Source organism: Micromonospora sp. NPDC005215 (assembly GCF_040607915.1).
GTDB lineage: Bacteria > Actinomycetota > Actinomycetes > Mycobacteriales > Micromonosporaceae > Micromonospora.
This window is the reverse complement of sequence record NZ_JBEXHQ010000001.1, coordinates 314,870-336,069: the sequence shown is the minus strand read 5'-3', so window position 1 is coordinate 336,069 and position 21,200 is coordinate 314,870. Positions and strand designations below refer to the sequence as shown.

Below are 21,200 nucleotides of genomic sequence, written 5' to 3'. Positions count from 1 at the left end.
CAGCAATGCGCAAACTCATCGCCCGCCTGCGCGGCGACGCCGGAATGAACACGGCCGAGTACGCCGTCGGCACGCTCGCCGCGGTCGCCTTCGCCGGGATCCTGTTGAAGGTGCTGACCTCCGGCAACGTCCAGTCGGCGTTGACCGCCGTCATCGACCGGGCGCTGAAGTGAGCGGGCGCCGGCAGGCTGGCCGCGATCGGAGGCCGGGCAATCCCGAGCGGGCGCCCGGCGGGCGGAGAATCCGCGCTGTCGAGCGGGCCGCCGACGGGGACCGAGGGTCGTTCACCGCCGAACTGGCGGCTGGCCTGCCGGCGCTACTCCTGCTCCTGCTGGCCGGCCTCACCGCCGTCAATGCGGTCAGCGCCCAGGCCGGCTGCCTACACGCGGCCCGGGAAGCGGCGCTGGCCGCGGCCCGCGGCGCGGACGGCAGCGCGGAAGGCGGGCGTGCGGCACCGCCGGGGGCGGCGGTGTCGGTGTCCGTCGACGGCGACCTGGTGCGGACGACGGTACGCGCGCCCGTCCGGACGCTGGGCGGCCGGCTCCCGCGGATCACCGTCGTCGCCAGTGCGGTCGCAGCCGTGGAACCCGGCGTTGCCGAGAGGAGCTGATGGTGCGACGGACCCACGGCCCGGACTCCGAGCGACTCGATGACGGCCCACCGGACGCGCAGCGCGGTGGCGCGACCGTCCTACTGCTGGCGACCGGGCTGGTCTTCCTGCTGGTCGGGACGTTCGGTGCCGCCATCGCCGCAGCTCAGCGAGCCGATCAGCAGGCGGCGGTGGCAGCCGATCTCGGCGCGCTGGCGGGGGCCGCCCACCCGCTCGACGGCGAGGCGATGGCCTGCGCGTTCGCGGCTGACATCGCCAGCCGCAACGCTGGTCGGACGGTCCGCTGTCGCCTTGACGGACTGGACGTGCTGGTGACCGTCGAGGTGGCGTTCACGCCACTTCCCGGGCTGACCCGGGTCGCCACATCGACGGCCCGCGCCGGCCCGGTGCGCGGTTGAATGAGGTTGGGAGAAGCCGCCGTCCACGTAGGTTCACCTGCCCGAGCCGCGCGGGTCAGCGCGCCGTGCGGGCGGAGGCGACGAGCCGGCCGGCTGCTCGATGAACCGGCGAACCTCGCAGCGTTTGCGGACGGCCTGCTGGCCGGGACCAGGGCGGAGAGCCCCGTCCCGGTCAGCGGCCGAGCAGCGGGTGTGTCAGCGGGCCTGGAGCGCGTCGAGGGCGACGGCCATGGCGATGACCAGGCGGCGGTCGATCTGCGGGTGCTGCACCTCGACGATGTACTTGTCGCGCAGGCCCCACTTCTTGACCACGGTGAAGACCGGCTGGCCGCCGGCGGTGAAGTCGAAGTGGTACGGCAGCCACGACAGCGAGTCGACGAACCGGCGCAGCAGTGCCACCGGCAGGCTGCGCTCCTGGCCCGTGACCTGCGGCAGGCCGGCCTGCTCGACGTGCCAGGTGGACCGGAGCAGGGACTGGGCGAAGTCCTTACGGAACAAGCCGATCGCGTTCCCGGCGGCGTCGGTGACGTCGTACGTGGCGCCGAGGTCGATGCGCTGGCGGGCCTTGAAGCCGAGCAGGGGCTGCTGCTTCGAGTCATCTGTGTAGATCGTCACCTGTTCCTTGAAGGCGAGTCGCTTCTGCTGCGCGAACGCGAGCAGCTCACCCTCGGTGCCGTCCGGGGAGACCGACCGGACCTCGTACTGGTTGACCATCATGCGCAGGCGCTGACGGACGTGGAACTGGTGCTGACTCTGCAAATTGTCCAACTGCATGTGAACTCCTCAGGGGGTTGGTCCGCCGGAGTCTCGCACAGCCCGACAATCGTCGTGCTCCCTGCCATCGACGATCGCAAGATGCTGGGTAGCCGCCGGGGGCCGTCGAACGGCTACCCCAACATCCCGTTGCCCGTGCTGGTGAAAGGGGGGATCAGCGTCCGTCGGTGGTGGTCGCGGCGCGCAGCGCCCAGGTGTTGAGAACCTGGTGGATGACGCGCAGCCGTTCGTTGATCTGCTCCAGGCGTTCGGCCTGAGCCAGGTTGGCCAGCGCGGACCCGAGCGCGATCTGCTGGTCGAGGGTGAGTTGATCCTGGTCAATGCTGTAGAGCAGGTCGACGGTCTCGGCGATGGTGTCGGCCACGGCTCCTCCTCGGGCAACGGGGGGCGATCAGCAACATAGGCATCGATGGAAGCGCTCCCACACATTGTGCCCAGTGCCATGCCGATTCATGCAACCCGCTCATTGCGGCAGGTTCGCCAACACCACGTCGAGCACCCGGATCGCGTCCGGCTTGGAGAGCGGATTGTTGCCGTTGCCGCACTTCGGCGACTGCACGCAGGACGGGCAACCGGTCTCGCAACCGCACTCGACGATCGCGTCCCGGGTGGCCCGCAGCCACGCCGACGCTGTCCCGTACGCCCGCTCGGCGAACCCCGCGCCACCCGGGTGCCCGTCGTAGACGAAGACGGTCGGCGCCTCGGTGTCCGGGTGCACTGCGGTGGAGAGCCCGCCGATGTCCCACCGGTCGCAGGTGGCCATCAGCGGGAGCAGGCCGATCGCGGCGTGTTCGGCAGCGTGCAGCGCACCGGGCACGTCGGCTGGTTGGACGCCGGCGAGAGTCAACGACTGCGGCGACAGGGTGAACCAGACCGCCACCGTGCGCAGCTCCCGGGTGGGCAGGTCGAGCGGCCGGGTGTCGATCACCTCGCCGGTGGCGATCCGTCGCCGCTGGTACGACACGACCTGACTGGTCACGTCCACCTCGCCGAGGAACATGCCGACCGGCCCGGCATCCACGTAGGAACGCACCGACACCACCGACAGGTCGGTGACGTCGCGGGCGTGGGTGGACCAGTCCGGCTCCTCGGCGTGCACAAGCGCGCAGCCGTCGGCGAGGTCGAGATCGTCGACCACGTACGAGACACCCTGGTGCAGATAGACCGCGCCGGGGTGGAGCAGGAAGTGCGAGGAGCCGCCGTCGACAGTGCCGAGCAGCCGGCCGGTCGACGACTCCACCACGCAGACCGGGGCGCCACCCTCCCCGCGCAGGTCCACCTCGGGCCGCTCCCGGTGCCGCCAGTACCAGCCGGTGGGCCGCTGCCGCAGCGCCCCGGCGGCTACCAGCTGGTCGACGGCCTCCTTCGCCCCGTCGCCGAAGAGCACCAGGTCGGCCGGGGTGAGCGGCGCCTCGACCGCGGCGCAGGCGAGCTGCGGTGCCAGCACGTACGGGTTGGCCGGGTCGAGCACCGTCGCCTCCACCGGAGCGCCGAAGATCGCCTCCGGGTGGTGCACGAGGTAGGTGTCCAGTGGGTCGTCCCGGGCCACCAGCACGGCGAGGGCTTCCTGCCCGGAACGCCCGGCGCGGCCCGCCTGCTGCCACAGTGACGCCCGTGTGCCGGGGTAGCCGCAGATCAGCACCGCGTCCAGCCCGACCAGGTCCACGCCCAGCTCCAGCGCGTTCGTGGAGGCCAGGCCGAGCAGGTCGCCGTGCAGCAGCGCCCGCTCCAGCTCGCGCCGCTCCTCGCGCAGGTAGCCGCCCCGGTAGGCAGCCACCCGGTCGCCGAGCCCCGGCACCGCGTCGTCCAGCGACCGGCGGGCGTTGGCCGCCACGACCTCGGCGCCCTTGCGGGAGCGGACGAACGCGAGGGTGCGTACCCCCTCGGCGACAGTGTCGGCGAGCAGGTCCGCGGTCTCGCGCAGCGCCGACCGGCGGACCTGCCGAAGCTCGTCGTGGTCGCCGGTCGGCTGTGAGGGCGCTGGGGAAGCGGAGTCGCCGGTCGGTTGCGGCGGCGCTGGGGGAGCGGAGTCGTCGCCGGGCGGCGGCACCCGGAGAGAGGAGCCGGTGTCGGGTGGCAGCAGCGGCGGCTCCCAGAGCGCGAAGGTCACCCCGCCGCGCGGCGACGCGTCCTCGGTGACCGCCGTCACCGGCAGGCCGGTCAGCCGTCCGGCCGCGGTCGCCGGGTCGCCGGAGGTCGCCGAGGCGAGGACGAAGACCGGGGTGGCCCCGAACCGGGCGCACTGCCGGCGGAGCCGACGCAGCACGTGCGCCACGTGCGAGCCGAACACCCCCCGGTAGGTGTGGCACTCGTCGATCACCACGTACGCGAGTCGGCGCAGGAAACCGGACCACTGGGCATGACCGGGCAGGATGCCGTGGTGCAGCATGTCGGGGTTGGTCAGCACGAACCGGGAGTGCCGGCGGATCCACTCCCGCTCGGCGCGCGGAGTGTCCCCGTCGTAGCAGGCGGGGCGTACCCCTTCCAGCTCCAGCGCGGTGACGGCCCGCAGCTGGTCGGCGGCGAGTGCCTTGGTCGGCGCGAGGTAGAGCACTGTGGCCCGGGGGTCGGCGAGCAGGGTGGCCAGCGCCGGTAGCTGGTACGCCAGTGACTTGCCGGACGCGGTGCCGGTGGCGACGACAACGTGCTGGCCCTCGTACGCCAGGTTGGCCGCCTCGGCCTGGTGCTGCCAGGGCGCTGTCACGCCGCGGCCGGTGAACGTCGCGCGTAGCTCCTCCGGCGCCCACGACGGCCAGGGCGCGGGCACCCCGGCGCGGGCCGGCACCCGCTCGACGTGGGTGACCGGGTCGCCGGCGCCCCGAGCCCGGAGCCGGCGCAGCAGGTCGGCGGGCGCTGGCCCGGGGCCGGGACCAGCGGATACGGTGGCCGCGGGCGACGACTCCAGGTCGTGGCGCGGCGTGTGATGCGCCGAGCTGAAGTCGTTGGAGGTCACGCCCTGCACTCTCGCACTGGTGTTCGGAGATGAAAAGTCGGGCCGGGGGGTAAGGGGAAGCTTCCGCTGGCGTCCGCAGGCCGCACCGGCGGTAGTGGTTAGATGCCCACGAGAGTTTACGGCTCTGGCGAGGAGGACCGATGGAGCTGTCGCTGGCGACCCGCACCGAGGGTGAGTACACGGTGCTCGAGGTCGGTGGTGAGGTGGACGTCTACACCGCGCCCCGACTTCGCGAACGACTCCTCGAGTTGATCGATGGTGGCGCCCGGCACGTGGTCGTCGACCTCGACCGGGTGGACTTCCTCGATTCCACCGGGTTGGGCGTGCTGGTCGGCGCGCTCAAGCGGCTCCGCGCGGCCAGCGGTTCGTTCGCCCTGGTCTGTGACAAGGAGCCCCTGCTCAAGATCTTCCGGATCACCGCACTGGACCAGGTGTTCCCGTTGCACCCGACGGTCGACGCGGCGGTCAGCGCCGACCCGGCGGGCGCCGGCGCGTGATGGCGACCGTCAAGCTCTCGTTCTCCCCCGCCCCCGTGCACGTGCGCACCGCCCGGCTGGTCGGCGTCGCCGTCGCACGGCGGGCCGGGGTCCGGGAGGACCTGCTGGACGAGGTGCGCCTGGCCATCGGTGAGGCGTGCACCCGCGCGGTGGCCCTGCACCGGCAGTACGGCCTGGCCGACCCGGTGCTGGTGGAGATGTCCGACGGCGGTTCGTACGCGGTGCGGGTGGTGGACCGGGCGCCGATCGAGGCGGGTATCGGTCTGACCGCGCTGCCGCCGGACGAGCTGGCCAACGAGTCGCTCACCGATGAGGCGTTGACCACCGGTGTCGGCTTCGCGCTGCTCGCCGGCTTCGTCGAGGACCTGCAGGTGCGTCCGGTCGACGAGGGCATCGGCACCGAGGTGCGGATGGTGTGGCCGGTCGGCCGCTGACCGTTTCGCTGCGTAGGCCGTGTCCCCTGCTGGGGATGCGGCCTTCTTTCATGGATCGGACCCTATATCAGATTTCGTTTCATAACACAGCGACGAAGATCATCGCGACACGGTGGCACCTGCGTGTGACCTCCAACACTGCGGAGGGCTACAGTACCCGGGTTGTCAGCAAGTGACCCGTCCCGCAGCCAGCGGGTATGGGTGGTCATCGCTGGTCCGCTGGTGGGTTGGCGCGCGCTTGCGAGTCCGCATCCAGGCGTCGGTCAGTGCGTCTCCACTCACCGGCGCGATTGTTCGGTAACAGGAGGACACAGATGTCCGAGACCTTGGCCGCCGACGGCGGCGGGCTTTCCCTTACCGGAAGCAATGTCACCTACGTCGTCATCGCCGCGGTTGTCGCGCTGGTGGCGCTCGGTTTCGCTGCCGCCCTGACAAAAACGGTGCTGGCCGCTGGTAAGGGCACCGAGAAAATGCAGGAGATCTCGGGGGCGGTCCAGGAGGGCGCCTCGGCCTACCTGCTCCGGCAATTCCGCACCCTGGCGATCTTCGTCGTCGTCGCCGTCGTGCTGCTCTTCCTGCTTCCGGTGCACGACACCGATGGCAGTGAACTCGCGGTGAAGATCGGCCGCTCACTCTTCTTCGTGGTGGGTGCCCTGTTCAGCGCGTTCATCGGCGGCGCCGGCATGTGGCTGGCCACCCGAGCCAACCTGCGCGTGGCCGCCGCCGCGAGGGAGCGGGCAGGCGGCCGCGAGGCGGCCATGAAGATCGCGTTCCAAACCGGTGGTGTCGTCGGCTTCTTCACCGTCGGCCTCGGCCTCTTCGGTGCCGCGCTTGTCGTCCTGCTCTACCGGGGTGACGCGCCGACCGTGCTGGAAGGCTTCGGCTTCGGTGCCGCGCTACTCGCGATGTTCATGCGGGTCGGCGGCGGCATCTTCACCAAGGCCGCCGACGTCGGCGCCGACCTGGTCGGCAAGGTCGAGCAGGGCATCCCCGAGGACGACCCCCGCAACGCCGCCACCATCGCCGACAACGTGGGCGACAACGTCGGTGACTGCGCCGGCATGGCCGCCGACCTGTTCGAGTCGTACGCGGTGACGCTTGTCGCCGCGCTGATCCTCGGCCGCGCCGCGTTCGGCGAGGAGGGCCTCGTCTTCCCGCTGATCATCTCCACCATCGGCGTGCTGATCGCGATCGTCGGCGTCTTCATCACCCGGCTGCGCGCGACCGACCGCAACGCCCTGACCGCGATCAACCGGGCCTTCTACATCTCGGCGGTGCTCTCCGCGGTGCTGGTGGCGATCGCCGCCTACGCGTACCTCCCGGCGACCTTCGGCGAGTTCGACAGCGGGCTCACCGACGCGCCCGGCAACCCTCGGCTGGTCGCCATCGGCGCGGTGGTGATCGGCATCGTGCTGGCCGCCGCGATCCAGGCGCTGACCGGCTACTTCACCGAGACCAACAGGCGTCCGGTGCAGGACATCGGCAAGAGCTCGCAGACCGGTGCGGCCACCGTCATCCTGGCCGGCATCAGCATCGGCCTGGAGTCGGCGGTCTACTCGGCGCTGCTCATCGGCGCCGGCGTCTTCGGCGCGTTCCTGCTCGGCGGCAGCTCCATCACGCTGTCGCTGTTCGCGGTGGCGCTGGCCGGCACCGGCCTGCTCACCACGGTCGGCGTGATCGTCGCGATGGACACCTTCGGGCCGATCTCCGACAACGCCCAGGGCATCGCCGAGATGTCCGGCGACATCGACGAGCACGGCGCCCGGACGCTCACCGAGCTGGACGCGGTCGGCAACACCACCAAGGCGATCACCAAGGGCATCGCGATCGCCACGGCGGTGCTCGCCGCGACAGCGCTGTTCGGCTCGTACACCGACTCGCTGCGCAGCGCGTACGAGGACGCCGGAGTGGGTGACGTCGGGACCGAGATCCTCAACTCGCTGAACGTGGCGAACCCGCGCAACCTGGTCGGCCTGATCATCGGCGCGGCGGTGGTCTTCCTCTTCTCCGGGCTGGCCATCAACGCGGTGTCCCGCTCGGCCGGCGCCGTGGTGATGGAGGTCCGCCGGCAGTTCCGTGAGCTGCCCGGCATCATGGACGGCACCCAACGCCCGGAGTACGGCAAGGTCGTCGACATCTGCACCCGGGACGCGCAGCGCGAGCTGATGACCCCCGGTCTGCTCGCCATCCTGGCGCCGATCGCTGTCGGCTTCGGCCTCGGGCCCGGTGCGCTCGCCGCGTACCTGGCCGGCGCGATCGGGGCGGGCACCCTGATGGCGGTGTTCCTGTCCAACTCCGGTGGGGCCTGGGACAACGCCAAGAAGCTTGTCGAGGACGGCGCGTACGGCGGCAAGGGCTCCGAGTCGCACGCCGCCACTGTCATCGGCGACACCGTCGGCGACCCGTTCAAGGACACCGCCGGCCCGGCGATCAACCCGCTGATCAAGGTGATGAACCTGGTCTCGCTGCTGATCGCGCCCGCCGTGGTGGCGTACAGCGTCGGCGACGACCGCAACGTCGGCCTGCGGGTCGGTATCGCGCTGGTCGCGACGCTGATCATCGTGGCGTCGGTGGTGTTCAGCAAGCGTAAGGGCATCGCGATGTCCGACTCCGACGCCGATGGCAGCACCGGCGCGGGCAGCACCGACCACCGGCCGGAGACGGTCAACGCCTGACCTGGCACCGGCACGGGGTCCCCGGTCGACGTCCGCGTCGACCGGGGACCCCGGCCGTCCGGCCCGGTGCCACACCTACCCGAAGGCCGTACGCTGCAACGCATGCGTACGTGCCAGGCGTCTTCCGCCGGAAAGCTCACGGTGGTCCTGGCCACGATCGTCGTCGTCCTTGCCGGCTGCGGCGGCGGCCCCAGCCCGCGGGCCTGGGCGGCTTCGGTGTGCGGCGCGCTCACCCCGTGGCGCTCCGAGATCAGCAAGCTGACCAGCAGTACGGACGAGCAGATGACCGCGCAGACCACGCCGGCGCAGGCCAAGGAGAACCTGGTGCGGCTCTTCGGTGGGGCGGAGCAGGCCAGTGAGGCCGCGCGTCGCAAGGTGGAGCGGGCGGGTGTGCCGGAGACCGACAACGGCGACGCGATCTCCGCCGGTTTCCGCAGCTCACTGGGGAAGATGCGGGACGCCTACGGCCGCGCGCGGGACACCATCGACGGGCTGGGCACCGGCGAGCCGACCGCCTTCTACGACGGCGTGCGGGCCGCGGTGGCGACCCTCAACACGGAGTACGACGCCAGCGCTCTGGACACCAGCAAGCTCAACTCCGAGGAGCTGAAACAAGCCTTCGACGAGGTGCCGGAGTGTCACTGAGCGGGCTCGACGACACTTCGGCGGCGCAGCCACCGGCGCTGTTCCCCGCCCCCGAGTCCGACGCACTCGCACCCGCACCCGCGCGGCGGCGCGGCGGCCCAGCTCAGACCTCCCCGCCGCAAACGGAGCCGGTCCAGGGGGCCGAGGCGGGTCGGCAACTTGTCTTCTTCGGCGCGGAGACGGCGGAACCGACGGTCGCCGACCTGGCCGGGCTGCTCGCCGGGCCGGGCGAGGTGGTCCGCATGGGCGGCACCGCCCGGCTCTCGGTGCGGGTGGACGCCGCGTGGCGGGTGCACGTGCTCGTCGCCGAACTGGCGTCGCGCGGGCTGGCGGCGAGCTGGGAGCCGACCGAGGACGAGCGACACGCCGTGCGCACGTCGTACACCCGGGTCTTGAAGCCGCTCGCGGCCGCCTGGCTGCACGGTACGGCGAAACGCCCGCCGGCCACCTTTCACCTGACCGGCCGGCGGCTGCGGCTGTGGCTCGCCGCCGCCGGGACGCCGGAGCCACCCGGCGGCTTCCTGTTGCGGCTCGGCGCGGACGACCGGGAGTGCTGGGAGCCGATCGGGGTTGCGCTCGCCGCCGCCGGGCTCGCTGGCACGCTGCTCAGCCCGGGTGCGGGCGGCCCGGCGTACCGAATCACCGGCCGGCGACGGTTGGACCGGCTCGCCGAGCTGGTCGGCGGCCCGCCGCCGACGGCACCCGCCGCCGCGTGGCCGATTCGGCCCTGAAGCGGTCATTCCGCCCACGTTGCTGGTGCTTTCGGGGCCGACGGCCGGTGTCCGGTGCCAGACAGCCGACAGGCCCATCCAGGCGGAAAACGGGCGGGTCGACAGTCCGCCGTAGGCCCGCCATCGTCACAGTGACCCTCTTCGAGCCCTACTCACGGTGTACGGTGGCGCCGTCCGGCAGTGCCGAGCGCGGCGGGGCGAGAGTTGACAGTCGCGCGGTGGCGGTTTGCCGCCCGCGAAACCCGAAACGCGGGCGGCGCGTTACGTTGGACATCCGGACCGTCGGTGCGACGGCGGGGTCGAAGGCGGTCGCTGTCCGGGCGCTGGCAGGCCACGAGCAGGAGTGAGGTCGGGGAGAGACGTGCCGAGCAACGCTGGAACCACCCGTCTGGTCATCGTCGAGTCACCGGCGAAGGCCAAGACGATCTCGGGCTACCTCGGCCCGGGGTACGTCGTGGAGGCCAGCTTCGGTCACGTCCGCGACCTGCCGCGCAACGCTGCCGACGTGCCGGCCAAATACAAGAAGGAGCCCTGGGCCCGGCTCGGGGTGGACGTGGACAACGGCTTCCACGCGCTCTACGTCGTCTCCGCCGACCGCAGGCAGCAGATCAGCAAGCTGGTGAAGCTGGCCAAGGAGGTCGACGAGATCTTCCTGGCGACGGATGAGGACCGCGAGGGCGAGGCGATCGCCTGGCACCTGGTCGAGACGCTCAAGCCCAAGGTCCCGGTCAAGCGGATGGTCTTCCACGAGATCACCAAGCCGGCCATCCAGGCGGCAGTGGCCAACCCGCGGGAGATCGACAGAGACCTGGTCGACGCCCAGGAGGCGCGGCGGATCCTCGATCGGCTCTACGGCTACGAGGTCTCCCCGGTGCTGTGGAAGAAGGTCATGCCGAGGCTGTCGGCCGGCCGGGTGCAGTCCGTGGCGACCCGCATCGTGGTCGAGCGGGAGCGGCAGCGGATGGCCTTCCGCACCGCCGAATACTGGGACATCCTGGCCACCCTCGCCGTGACCAACGCCGGCGAGGGCCCACGCGCCTTCAACGCCACCCTGATCGCCCTGAACGGCGACCGGATCGCCACCGGTAAGGACTTCGGGCCGACCACCGGCCGGGTGAAGCCCGGCGCCGGCGTCGTCCACCTGGACGAGAGCGGTGCCCGGGGTCTCGCGGCCCGACTCGACGGGCGGCCGTTCACCGTCACCCGGGTCGAGGAGAAGCCCTACCGTCGTCGCCCGTACGCGCCGTTCATCACCTCGACCCTCCAGCAGGAGGCGGCCCGCAAGCTGCGCCTGTCCTCGCAGCAGACGATGCGCACCGCGCAGCGGCTCTACGAGAACGGCTACATCACCTATATGCGTACCGACTCGGTCAACCTGTCGGAGACCGCCATCTCGGCGGCCCGTCGGCAGATCGTCGAGCTGTACGGCGAGCGCAGCGTGCCGCCGGAGCCGCGCCGCTACACCGGCAAGGTGAAGAACGCGCAGGAGGCGCACGAGGCGATCCGCCCGGCGGGGGACAACTTCCGCACCCCGGGCGAGGTGGCCAAGGAGTTGTCCGCCGAGGAGTTCAAGCTCTACGAGCTGATCTGGCGGCGGACCATCGCCTCGCAGATGACCGACGCGGTCGGCTCCAGCGTGTCGGTGCGCATCCGGGCGGTCTCCACCTCCCAGGAGGAGGCCGACTTCGGCGCGACCGGCAAGACGATCACGGACCCAGGCTTCCTGCGGGCGTACGTGGAGTCCAGCGACGACGAGAACGCCGAGGCCGAGGACGCCGAGCGCCGGCTGCCGACCCTGGTCAAGGACCAGCCGCTGACCGCCGACGAGCTGGCCGCGCAGGGCCACCACACCCAGCCGCCGTCGCGCTACACCGAAGCGTCGCTGGTGAAGGCCCTGGAAGAGTTGGGCATCGGCCGGCCGTCCACCTACGCGTCGATCATGCAGACGATCCAGGACCGGGGGTACGTCACCAAGCGCGGGCAGGCGATGATCCCGACCTTCCTGGCGTTCGCGGTGATCGGGTTGATGGAGCAGCACTATCCGCGCCTCATCGACTACGACTTCACCGCCACCATGGAGAACGAGCTGGACGAGATCGCCGGTGGTGACCACGCCGCCGTCGACTTCCTCACCGCGTTCTACTTCGGCAGCTCCAACGGTGCCGGCGACCAGGGCATCGCCCGTTCCGGCGGGCTGAAGAAGCTGGTCACCGAAAACCTGAGCGACATCGACGCCCGCAGCGTCAACTCCATCCCGCTCTTCACCGACGACGAGGGCCGCGAGGTCGTCGTCCGGGTCGGCCGGTACGGGCCGTACCTGCAACGGGAGTTGCCCGGCGGCCAGCAGCCGGCGCCGGCCGCCTCGGGTGAGGGCGAGGAGGGCGGCACCCAGGGTGGTGACCGGGCGCCGATCCCGGAGGGCCTGGCCCCGGACGAGCTGACCCCGGAGAAGGTGCACGAGCTGTTCCTCGGCGGCAGCGGCGAGCGCAAGCTCGGCGACGACCCGGCCACCGGCGAGCCGATCGTGCTCAAGTCCGGCCGGTTCGGCCCGTACGTGTCCAGCGGGGAGCGGAAGTCGTCGCTGCTGCGGACGCAGACCCCGGACTCGTTGACCCTGGAGGAGGCGCTCAAGCTGCTCAGCCTGCCCCGGCTGGTCGGTGTCGCGCCGGACGGTGTCGAGGTCTTCGCCAACAACGGCCGCTATGGCCCGTACGTGAAGCGGGGCGAGGAGTTCCGCTCGCTGGAGTCCGAAGAGCAGATGTTCACTGTCGGCCTGGACGAGGCGCTGGCGCTGCTGGCCACCCCGAAGGCCCGTGGACGGCGGGCCGCGGCGCCGCCACTGCGCGAGATGGGCGTGGACCCGGCCACCGAGAAGCCGATGGTGATCAAGGACGGTCGGTTCGGCCCGTACGTCACCGACGGGGAGTTCAACGCGTCGCTGCGGCGCGGGCAGACTCCGGAGGCGCTGACCATCGAGGAAGCGTCCGAGATGCTTGCCGAGAAGCGGGCGAAGGGCCCGGCGCCGCGGAAGGCGGCGGCGAAGAAGGCCCCCGCGAAGAAGGCCACGGCGGCGAAGAAGACGGCTGCCGCCAGCAAGTCCACGGCCGCGAAGAAGACCACCACGGCCAAGGCGACGACGGCGAAGAAGGCTCCGGCGAAGAAGGCCGCCCCGCGCAAGGCCGCCACCAGCACGGAGTAACCCGGATTGGCGAGATCTTGGAAGGAATCCGCCCCTCCGGGGGCACGTTCCTTCCAAGATCTCGCCGTTGTCCACAGGGGCAGCCTGCGGGGGCGGTGATACGGAGACTGACTGTATGGGTCTCCGGACAGGGTCGTCACTGGCTGCTCTGAGCCGCCGGCTGCCGCGCGACGACGCGGATGAGTTGAGCTGGCTGCTCTTCCACCAAGAGGACGTGTTGAGCCTCGACCAGGCGAGGCGGCACCTGTCACCCAAGGCCATCCGGCACCGGGTGGCCACCGGGAGGTGGAGGCAGGTCCACCGCGCGGTGTTCGTTGCCCACAACGGCCCGGTCAGCGCCGGTCAGCGCCGATGGACGGCCGTCCTCGCCGCCGGGCCGCAGGCGGTGCTCGGTGGCCTGACTGCCGCGCAGGCCGGAGGCCTCCGAGGCTTCCCGGACCGGCCGGTCCACCTCTTACTTCCCGCCTCCAGTCGACGTGGATCGCTCCCACCGGGCGTGCTGGTGCACCGGACCGCCACACTGACCGACCGGGATGTGCTGGCCGTCGGGCAACCCCGTCGGACCCTGCCGTCGCGTTCGATCGTGGACGCCGCGCAGTGGGCATCCGGTGACCAGGAGGCGCGGGCGATCATCGCTGCCGGATTCCAACAACGGCTCGTGGCCGCCAATGACCTGCATCAGATCGTCAACCGGCTGCCTCGGGTCCGCCGCCGCCAACTGATCCTGGCCACAGCAACGGACGCGGCGGGTGGGTCGCACTCGCTGCCCGAGTTGGCCTTCCTGGGCCTGATCCGTCGCGCAGGACTACCCGAACCGACGCGGCAGAAGATCCGCTACGACTCGGCCGGGCGCCGTCGTTACCTGGACGCCTACTTCGAGCCGTGGAGGTTGCACGTCGAGATCGACGGTGGGCAGCATCTCGATCCGCACGCCTGGTGGGCGGACATGCGCCGCCAGAACGGCCTCTGGGTCGATGGTGACCGCCTGCTGCGCTTCCCGTCATGGGCCGTGCGTGCCCACCCGGACGAGGTCCTCACTCAACTCCGCGCCGCCCTCCATGCGGCCGGCTGGCGCGAATGATCTCGAGATCTTGGAAGGAATCCGCCCCTCCGGGGGCACTTTACTTCCAAGATCTCGGATCGACGAGTGCCGTCAGGCGCCGAGGACGTGGGTCAGGTGTGGGCTGGTGAAGACGCGGTCGGGGTCCAGCCGGTCGCGGATCGCCTGGAAGTCGGTGAAGCGGGGGTAGGCCGTGGCCAGCGAGGCGGCGTCGCGATAGTGCAGCTTGCCCCAGTGCGGGCGGCCACCCAGCCCGGCGGCCACCTTCTCGAAGGCCCGGAAGTACGGCTCGTACGGCATCCCGACGTACTGGTGCACGGCGATGTAGGCGTTGTCCCGCCCGTAGCCGTGCGAGAGCCAGATGTCGTCGGCGGCGGTGAATCGCACCTCCACCGGGAAGAGCACCTTGAACGGCAGGCCGTCCACGATCCGCTGGAGGGCGGCGAGCGCCTCGGGTAGCGCCTCGCGGGGCAGGCCGTACTCCATCTCCACGAAGCGGACCCGGCGCGGGGTGCAGAAAACCCGGTCGGAGCGGCCCGTGTACTGGCGTTCGGTGAGGGCGCGGGCGGCGACCGCGCTGATGCCCGGGGCCAGCGCGGGCACGGCCCGGCCGAGTCGGCAGACGCCGGCGAAGACCCTGTTGGCCAGGAAGTCGTCATCCAGCCAGCCGCGCCAGCGGGGCAGTGGCCGGTCGTTGGCCGGTACCCGGTCGTTGGTCTTTACCTGCACCCGCGAGGTGTAGGGGAACCAGTAGAACTCGACGTGGTCGTGCGAGCCGATCAACGCGGGCAGGTCGCCGAGCACGTCGGCCAGCTCGGCCGGACGTTCGTGGGCGTGCAGCACGAAGGCGTCCACGCAGCGCAGGGTCACCTCGACCAGGACGCCGAGCGCGCCGAGTGACACCCGGGCGGCGGCGAGCACGTCGGGATGCTCGTCGGCGGAGCAGCGCAGCACCTCGCCGGTGCCGGTGACCAGGGTGATCGCCTCGACGAAGGTGGACAGGCACCCGTAGCCGGCTCCGGTACCGTGGGTGCCCGTGGAGATCGCCCCCGCCACCGTCTGCGCGTCGATGTCGCCGAGGTTGGGCAGTGCGAGGCCGTGCCGGGCGAGCAGGCCGTTGAGCGCGTGCAGGGTCATTCCCGCCGGTACGGTGACCAGCCGGTGTGCGACGTCGACGCTGACCAGGGTGTCCAACTCGGACAGTTCCATCCGGCGGTCGTCGGCGAGCGCGACGGCGGTGAACGAGTGGCCGCTGCCTGTCACGCGGATCCGGGCACCGTCGGCTGCGGCCGATCGGACGGCTTCTACGACATCTGTCGGCGAGCCGGGGCGCAGGATCGCTGTGGCGCTGCCACGCTGGTTGCCGGCCCAGTTGGACCAGCCAGCGGCGAGCGGTGCGGTGACGACCATGCGCGCTCCTCATTCATGAATATGAACTGACTTCATATCAGGAACGTTGTGCCTGGTAAATACCGCAATTGCGATCCGCTCGTTGTACCGGTAGTCACGGACTCGTGACGTGGAGATATGTTCATCCGTCGAAGGGGGGTGGCGCCGAGTGTCCACACCAGCCGCCACGACCGGGCCGCTGCGCCGCGTTCCGGTGCAGGGTCGAAGTGTCGCGCGGGTACAGCGCATGTTGGATGCCTGCGCCGAGCTCGTCGACGAGGTGGGGTACGAGGGACTGACCACGACCCTGCTCGCCGAGCGAGCCGAAGTGGCGATCGGGTCGGTCTACCAGTTCTTCCCGGACAAGCGGGCGATCGTGCAGGCGTTGACCCTGCGGACGATGGAGTCCTACCTCCAGCGCCTCGACGAGCGGTTCGCCTCCGACAAGATGACCCACTGGTGGGATGGCGTCGACGCGGGGATCGACGAATACATCACGATGCACCGCACCGTTCCCGGCTTCCGTACTTTGCACTTCGGCGACGTGGTCGACCTGCACCTGCTCGACGAGCAGCGGGACAACAACGGCGTGATCGCCGACCAGTTGGCCCAGGTGCTCACCGAGCGTTTCGGGCTCACCGACGTACCGAAGCTCCGGTTCGTCCTGGAAATCGCGGTCGAGGCGGCGGACGCGCTGATCAAGCTCGCGTTCCGGCGGAAGTCCGAGGGTGACGAGCGGGTGCTGCTGGAGGCGAAGGCACTGATCCGGGAGTACCTGCACCGCCAGGTCGACGGCCCGGACAGCGACCGGTCCACTGTCGGGCAGGCCGAGGTGGTCCAGCCGGCCTGAGCCGGCGCGGGGCGCGGGCCTCAGAGGAAGGCGTGCCCCTCACCCCGGTAGGTGGGGACGGTCGCCACGACCGCGTCCCCCTCGACCAGGTGCAGCTCGTTGACCCGTTCACACAGCTCACCAGCCTTGGCGTGCCGGAACCACACCCGGTCGCCGACTCGCAGGGTGGCCGCCGCCGCGCCGGACAGCGGAGTCTGCACCTCGCCGGCACCCTCGGTGCCGACCAGCTTGAGCCCGGCCGGCAGCCACGGCCGGGGCAGTCGGCTGTCGGCCGCCGGGCCGGAGGCGATCCAGCCGCCGCCGAGCACTGTGGCCAGCTCCGGCGTCGGCCGGCGGACCACCGCGCAGGCGAAGAACGCCGCCGGGGTGGGTCGCCAGGCGCGGTACGCGTCGAACAGCGTCGGCCCGTACAGGCCCGATCCCGCGGTGACCTCGGTGACCGCGGGATCGGCGCTGGTCGCGGCCACGCTGCCGGTGCCGCCGCCGTTGACGAACTCCAGGTCGGCGTGCTCGCGTACCGCGGCCACCGCCGCGCCTCGGCGGGCCAGCAACTCGCGGTACGACCCGCGCTGGGCCAGCCTGATCGCGCCCGCCAGCAGGGTCTGCCCCGGCGGTGCGTCGCCCAGGCCGGCGATCTGCGCCTCGTACGACATGAGCCCGACCAGCCGGAAGCCGGCCCGGTCGGCGACGGTGGCGGCGAGCGCGCCGGCCGCCCGCGCGCTGTGCACCGGCGAGCGGCGGACGCCGACGTGCACCCCGCGCAGCGGTCGCCAGGAGGCGTCGAGGTCCAGGCAGAGCCGCAGCTCGGCGCGTTGCCCGGGGGCACGGACGTCGTCGATGAGGTCGAGTTGACCGGTGCCGTCGATCATCAGGGTGATCGCGGCGGCGAGCGCCGGGTCGGCGGCCAGCTCGGCGAGGGCAGCCCGGTCCACGCTCGGGTACGCGACAAGCACGTCGTCGGTGACGCCGGCCCGGACCAGCCAGATCGCCTCGGGCAAGGTGAAGGCCATCACGCCCTGCCAGCCCGGTCGGGCGAGGGCTCGGCTGATCAACTCGCGGGCGCGCACCGACTTGCTCGCCAATCGGACCGGCTTTCCGGCGGCGCGATCGGCCACGGCGGCCGAGTTGGCGTCGAAGGCGGTGAGGTCGACCACGGCGTAGGGCGGGTCGAGGTGGGCGGTCGCCCGATCCAGGCGCTCGCGAAGTTTGTCGCTTTCGATAGCCACGTGTGCACGCTAACTGTCCGGCGGTAAATGCGAAATACCCTCGCGTACGTCCGGGCTGCGGCCGGTGCCTCCGGCGGCCTAGGCTCAGCGAGCAGGAGAATGTCGTCGGTGGGGCCGCCCCCCACCAGGTCTAGAGTGTTCCACCGGAGGCGCCCAGCGATGGGCCGGCACGTGGAGGTACGGCCATCGAAAGCCAGAACGGCGGCGAGTCGCACGGCGTGTCGCGCTCGGGAGAGCAGTCGGGCAACGCCGCCAACCAGTCCAGCTCCGGCCAGGTCGATCCGTCCGGTTACGCCGCGATCCGCTCGGTTCTGCGGATCAGGCCGTTCCGGCGGCTCTGGATCGTGCTCGGTGCCGCCTCCTTCGGCGACTGGCTCGGCCTGCTGGCCACCTCGGTCTTCGCCGCCTCCCAGGTGCAGGGCAACACCGCGAAGGGCGCGGCCTTCGGTGGCGTCATCGCCATCCGGCTGCTGCCCGCGCTGGTGCTCGGGCCGATCGCCGGCGTCCTCGCCGACCGGTTCGACCGCCGCTGGACGATGGTCATCTGCGACCTGCTCCGGTTCGTGCTGTTCGCCTCGATCCCGCTGGTGGCGCTCTCCGGCGTCAGTGGCGCGGTGGTGGTCCTCTGGGCCACCGTCGCCACCTTCCTGATCGAGTCGATCACCCTGATCTGGATCCCGGCCAAGGAGGCCGCGGTCCCCAACCTGATTCCGCGCGCCCGACTGGAGGCGGCCAACCAGCTCACGCTGATCACCACGTACGGCCTGACCCCGGTGCTCGCCGCGGCCGTCAGCGCCGGCCTGGACCGCAGCGTCCGGGGCATCACCGGAGGCGACTTCCCGAACTGGGCCGAACCGGCCCAGCTGGCACTCTGGTTCAACGCCCTCTCCCGACTGGCCACCGCCCTGGTCGTCGCGTTCGGCATCAAGGAGATCAGCCAGGGGCAGACCGCCGAGGGCGACCGCCACGAGCAGAGCATGCTGCGCCAGTTCAAGGAGGGCTGGCAGTTCATCGGGCAGACCCCGCTGGTCCGCGGCCTGGTCCTCGGCATCCTGGGCGCGTTCGCCGGTGGCGGCATCGTGATCGGCACCGCGAAGTTCTTCGCCAGCTCGCTGGGCGCCGGTGACGCCGCGTTCTCGCTGCTCTTCGGTGCCATCTTCGTCGGCCTGGCACTCGGCATCGGGCTCGGCCCGATGATCGTCAAGGAGATGTCCCGACGCCGCTGGTTCGGCATGAGCATCGTGCTGGCCAGCGCCGCCGTGATGACCCTCTCCTTCGCCATCCACCTGTCCATGGCGATCGTCGGCGCCGTGCTGGTCGGCGCGGGCGCCGGCATGGCCTTCCTGGCCGGCACCACACTGCTGGGCGGCGAGATCAAGGACGAGGTACGCGGCCGGGTCTTCGCCGTCGTGCAGATCGGCACCCGGTTGGTGCTGATCCTGGCCATCGCCCTGAGCAGCCTGCTCGCCGGTGTCGGCGGCTCGCGCAAACTGGAGATCGCCGACCTGGGCCTGTCCATCTCGTCGACCCGACTGCTGCTGCTCGCCGCCGGTGCCGCCGGCATCTTCGCCGGAATCAGCGCCTTCGGTCAGATGGACGACAAGAAGGGCGTGCCGGTCCTCGCCGACCTCTGGGGCTCCATCCGGGGTCGCCCGCTGATGCCGGCCGAGCCGTTCGTCTCCGCCGGGCTCTTCGTGGTCTTCGAGGGCGGCGAGGGCGCCGGCAAGTCCACCCAGCTCTCCGCGCTGGCCGAGCGGCTGCGCGGTCAGGGGCGGGACGTGGTGGTCACCCGCGAGCCGGGGGCCACCGGCGTCGGCCGGCGGATCCGGTCGCTGGTGCTGGACACCTCCGGCGACGAGGCGCCGTCACCACGCGCCGAGGCGCTGCTCTACGCCGCCGACCGGGCGCACCACGTGGCCACCGTCGTCCGGCCCGCGCTGGTTCGGGGTGGGGTGGTGGTCAGCGACCGGTACGTCGACTCGTCCCTGGCCTACCAGGGCGCCGGCCGGACGCTGCCCGTCGACGAGGTCTCCTGGCTCTCCTCCTGGGCCACCGGTGGGCTCAAGCCGGACCTGGTGGTGCTGCTGGACGTCGAGCCGAGCACCGGCCTGTCCCGGGTGGCCTCGCGCAACACCGGCACCGACCGGCTGGAGGCCGAGTCGATCGCCTTCCACGAGCGGGTCCGGTACGCCTTCCTCGACCTCGCCGCCGCCGACCCGAAGCGTTACCTGGTCCTCGACGCGTCCCGACCGGCCGACGAGATCACCGCACGGGTGGTCCGGAGGGTCGAGGAGATGCTCGGCAGCCCGGGTGGCATCGTGCACCCGCGGCCGGCGCAGGGCCCGGACACCTCGGTGCAGCCTGAGTTATCCGACGCGGAGTTGGTGACGATGGAGCACAAGACCTGATGCCGGAGGTCTTCGCCGACCTGGTGGGTCAGGACGAGGCGGTCGTCGAGCTGCGCCGGGCCGCCGCCGCCGCGGCTGGCGTGCTGCGCGCTGGCGCGGCCGACCGGGCACCCGCGCTGCTCACCGCCGGCGCTGGCGAGTCCGCCGGCGCTGGCGAGTCCGCCGGCCCAGCCGGCGCTGCCGACCCCCTCGGCCCGGCCGGCGCTGTGGCCCCCGGCGGGGTGGATCCGTCCGCCGGGATGACGCACGCCTGGATCTTCACCGGCCCGCCCGGCTCCGGCCGCTCGGTCGCCGCGCGGGCGTTCGCCGCCGCCCTGCAGTGCGTGCACGGCACCGGTTGCGGCGAGTGTCCCGGCTGCCGCACCACGATGGGCGGCACCCACGCCGACGTCCGACTGGTGGTGCCGGAAGGGCTGTCCATCGGTGTCAACGAGATGCGCGCACTGGTGCTCCGGGCGGCCAGCACCCCGTCCGGTGGGCGCTGGCAGGTGGTGGTCATTGAGGACGCCGACCGGCTCACCGAGGCCGCCGGCAACGCGCTGCTCAAGGCGATCGAGGAGCCCCCGCCGCGTACGGTCTTCCTGCTCTGCGCCCCGTCCACCCACCCGGACGACATCTCGGTGACCATCCGGTCCCGCTGTCGGGTCGTACCCCTGCGGCAGCCGCCGGCCGACGCGGTGGCCGAGGTGCTGGTCCGTCGGGACGGAATCGCGCCCGACGTGGCGCAGTGGGCGGCGGCGGCCGCGCAGGGGCACGTGGGGCGGGCCCGCAGGCTGGCCCGCGACCCGGAGGCCCGCAAACGGCGCGAGGCGGTGCTCGCGGTGCCGCGCCGGTTGACCGGCGTCGGCGCGGCGTTCGATGCGGCGTCGGCGTTGATCGAGGCGGCCGAGGCGGAAGCCGAGGCGTCGGTCACCGAGGCCGACACGACCGAACGGGCGGCACTGGAGACCGCGCTCGGCGCGGGCGGCACCGGTCGCGGCGCGGCCGGCGCTATGCGCGGCGCTGCCGGGCAGCTCAAGGAGCTGGAGAAGCGGCAGAAGTCGCGCGCCACCCGCGCCCAGCGGGACGCCCTGGACCGGGCGCTGGTCGACCTTGCCGGCTTCTACCGCGACGCGCTCACCATAGCGTTGCGCGCGCCCGTGGCCCCGGTGCACACCGACACCGCCGCACTGGCCGGCGCTGGCGCGCAGAAGTGGGACGCCGAAGGGTCGCTGCGCCGGCTGGAGGCAGTGCTCGCCTGCCGGGTGGCGATCGAGGCGAACGTCAAGCCGCGGATCGCGGTCGAGGCGATGATGCTCGCCCTCTGGAAGGGCTGACCCGCAGCTTCCGGCGTTGTCCACAGGCATCGACA

General features: G+C 71.6%; 18 protein-coding genes. 13 read left to right on the top strand and 5 right to left on the bottom strand.

Annotated features, from left to right (window positions below):
- The first annotated feature begins 5 nt into the window (after nucleotides 1–5).
- The 3 genes from ABZU25_RS01615 to ABZU25_RS01605 all read left to right on the top strand — a co-directional run bounded on the left by ABZU25_RS01615 (nucleotide 6) and on the right by ABZU25_RS01605 (nucleotide 1,008).
- A complete protein-coding gene (locus ABZU25_RS01615) occupies nucleotides 6–173 on the top strand; it encodes a DUF4244 domain-containing protein (RefSeq protein ID WP_081883916.1) in 168 nt (55 codons plus the stop codon).
- 68 nt (nucleotides 174–241) lie between these two features.
- Nucleotides 242–610 carry a TadE family type IV pilus minor pilin gene (locus ABZU25_RS01610; protein WP_355027459.1) on the top strand — a complete coding sequence of 123 codons (369 nt, stop codon included), beginning with the start codon at nucleotides 242–244 and terminating at the stop codon, nucleotides 608–610.
- Nucleotides 610–1,008: an Rv3654c family TadE-like protein gene (locus ABZU25_RS01605; protein WP_355027362.1), complete on the top strand. Its 399-nt coding sequence runs from the start codon at nucleotides 610–612 to the stop codon at nucleotides 1,006–1,008. Before ABZU25_RS01610 ends, ABZU25_RS01605 begins: the two co-directional genes overlap by 1 nt.
- 195 nt (nucleotides 1,009–1,203) lie before the next feature.
- Here the strand turns inward: ABZU25_RS01605 and ABZU25_RS01600 are convergent, their stop codons facing one another.
- From ABZU25_RS01600 to ABZU25_RS01590, 3 genes are all read right to left on the bottom strand, one after another.
- Entirely contained in the window at nucleotides 1,204–1,782 is a 579-nt protein-coding gene (locus tag ABZU25_RS01600) for a hypothetical protein (RefSeq protein ID WP_355027361.1), read from the bottom strand.
- Between the two features lie 154 nt (nucleotides 1,783–1,936).
- Nucleotides 1,937–2,146, bottom strand: a complete 210-nt coding sequence (locus ABZU25_RS01595; RefSeq protein WP_110565084.1) for a hypothetical protein — start codon at nucleotides 2,144–2,146, stop codon at nucleotides 1,937–1,939.
- Between the two features lie 99 nt (nucleotides 2,147–2,245).
- Nucleotides 2,246–4,735, bottom strand: coding sequence for a DEAD/DEAH box helicase (locus ABZU25_RS01590; RefSeq protein WP_355027360.1), 2,490 nt, complete (start codon nucleotides 4,733–4,735; stop codon nucleotides 2,246–2,248).
- 140 nt (nucleotides 4,736–4,875) lie between these two features.
- Here ABZU25_RS01590 and ABZU25_RS01585 point away from each other — a divergent pair, with 140 nt between their 5' ends.
- From ABZU25_RS01585 to ABZU25_RS01555, 7 genes are all read left to right on the top strand, one after another.
- A complete protein-coding gene (locus ABZU25_RS01585) occupies nucleotides 4,876–5,232 on the top strand; it encodes an STAS domain-containing protein (protein WP_355027359.1) in 357 nt (118 codons plus the stop codon).
- The gene (locus tag ABZU25_RS01580; RefSeq protein WP_030334228.1) at nucleotides 5,229–5,666 is read left to right on the top strand and encodes an ATP-binding protein; all 438 of its coding nucleotides are present in this window, start codon (nucleotides 5,229–5,231) and stop codon (nucleotides 5,664–5,666) included. Before ABZU25_RS01585 ends, ABZU25_RS01580 begins: the two co-directional genes overlap by 4 nt.
- Before the next feature lie 314 nt (nucleotides 5,667–5,980).
- Nucleotides 5,981–8,341, top strand: a complete 2,361-nt coding sequence (locus tag ABZU25_RS01575; RefSeq protein ID WP_355027358.1) for a sodium-translocating pyrophosphatase — start codon at nucleotides 5,981–5,983, stop codon at nucleotides 8,339–8,341.
- 102 nt (nucleotides 8,342–8,443) lie between these two features.
- Nucleotides 8,444–8,986, top strand: a complete 543-nt coding sequence (locus ABZU25_RS01570; protein WP_355027357.1) for a hypothetical protein — start codon at nucleotides 8,444–8,446, stop codon at nucleotides 8,984–8,986.
- Complete coding sequence (locus ABZU25_RS01565; RefSeq protein WP_355027356.1) at nucleotides 8,977–9,717, top strand: hypothetical protein; 741 nt, start codon at nucleotides 8,977–8,979, stop codon at nucleotides 9,715–9,717. Before ABZU25_RS01570 ends, ABZU25_RS01565 begins: the two co-directional genes overlap by 10 nt.
- Nucleotides 9,718–10,078: 361 nt before the next feature.
- Nucleotides 10,079–12,916, top strand: a complete 2,838-nt coding sequence (gene topA / locus ABZU25_RS01560) for a type I DNA topoisomerase (protein WP_355027355.1) — start codon at nucleotides 10,079–10,081, stop codon at nucleotides 12,914–12,916.
- A 115-nt stretch (nucleotides 12,917–13,031) separates the two neighbouring features.
- Entirely contained in the window at nucleotides 13,032–13,997 is a 966-nt protein-coding gene (locus ABZU25_RS01555; protein ID WP_355027354.1) for a hypothetical protein, read from the top strand.
- Between the two features lie 72 nt (nucleotides 13,998–14,069).
- Here the strand turns inward: ABZU25_RS01555 and ABZU25_RS01550 are convergent, their stop codons facing one another.
- The gene (locus tag ABZU25_RS01550) at nucleotides 14,070–15,386 is read right to left on the bottom strand and encodes a D-arabinono-1,4-lactone oxidase (RefSeq protein WP_355027353.1); all 1,317 of its coding nucleotides are present in this window, start codon (nucleotides 15,384–15,386) and stop codon (nucleotides 14,070–14,072) included.
- A gap of 226 nt (nucleotides 15,387–15,612) precedes the next feature.
- Between ABZU25_RS01550 and ABZU25_RS01545 the strand changes: the two genes are divergently transcribed.
- Nucleotides 15,613–16,215 carry a TetR family transcriptional regulator gene (locus ABZU25_RS01545; RefSeq protein ID WP_355027458.1) on the top strand — a complete coding sequence of 201 codons (603 nt, stop codon included), beginning with the start codon at nucleotides 15,613–15,615 and terminating at the stop codon, nucleotides 16,213–16,215.
- A 20-nt stretch (nucleotides 16,216–16,235) separates the two neighbouring features.
- Here the strand turns inward: ABZU25_RS01545 and ABZU25_RS01540 are convergent, their stop codons facing one another.
- Nucleotides 16,236–17,441, bottom strand: coding sequence for an amino acid deaminase/aldolase (locus ABZU25_RS01540; RefSeq protein WP_355027352.1), 1,206 nt, complete (start codon nucleotides 17,439–17,441; stop codon nucleotides 16,236–16,238).
- 317 nt (nucleotides 17,442–17,758) lie between these two features.
- On the opposite strand from ABZU25_RS01540, the gene tmk reads away from it, so the two are divergent.
- Both tmk and ABZU25_RS01530 read left to right on the top strand, forming a co-directional pair.
- Nucleotides 17,759–19,849 carry a dTMP kinase gene (gene tmk / locus ABZU25_RS01535; RefSeq protein WP_355027457.1) on the top strand — a complete coding sequence of 697 codons (2,091 nt, stop codon included), beginning with the start codon at nucleotides 17,759–17,761 and terminating at the stop codon, nucleotides 19,847–19,849.
- Nucleotides 19,849–21,165, top strand: coding sequence for a DNA polymerase III subunit delta' (locus ABZU25_RS01530; protein WP_355027351.1), 1,317 nt, complete (start codon nucleotides 19,849–19,851; stop codon nucleotides 21,163–21,165). Before tmk ends, ABZU25_RS01530 begins: the two co-directional genes overlap by 1 nt.
- Nucleotides 21,166–21,200: the final 35 nt, after the last annotated feature.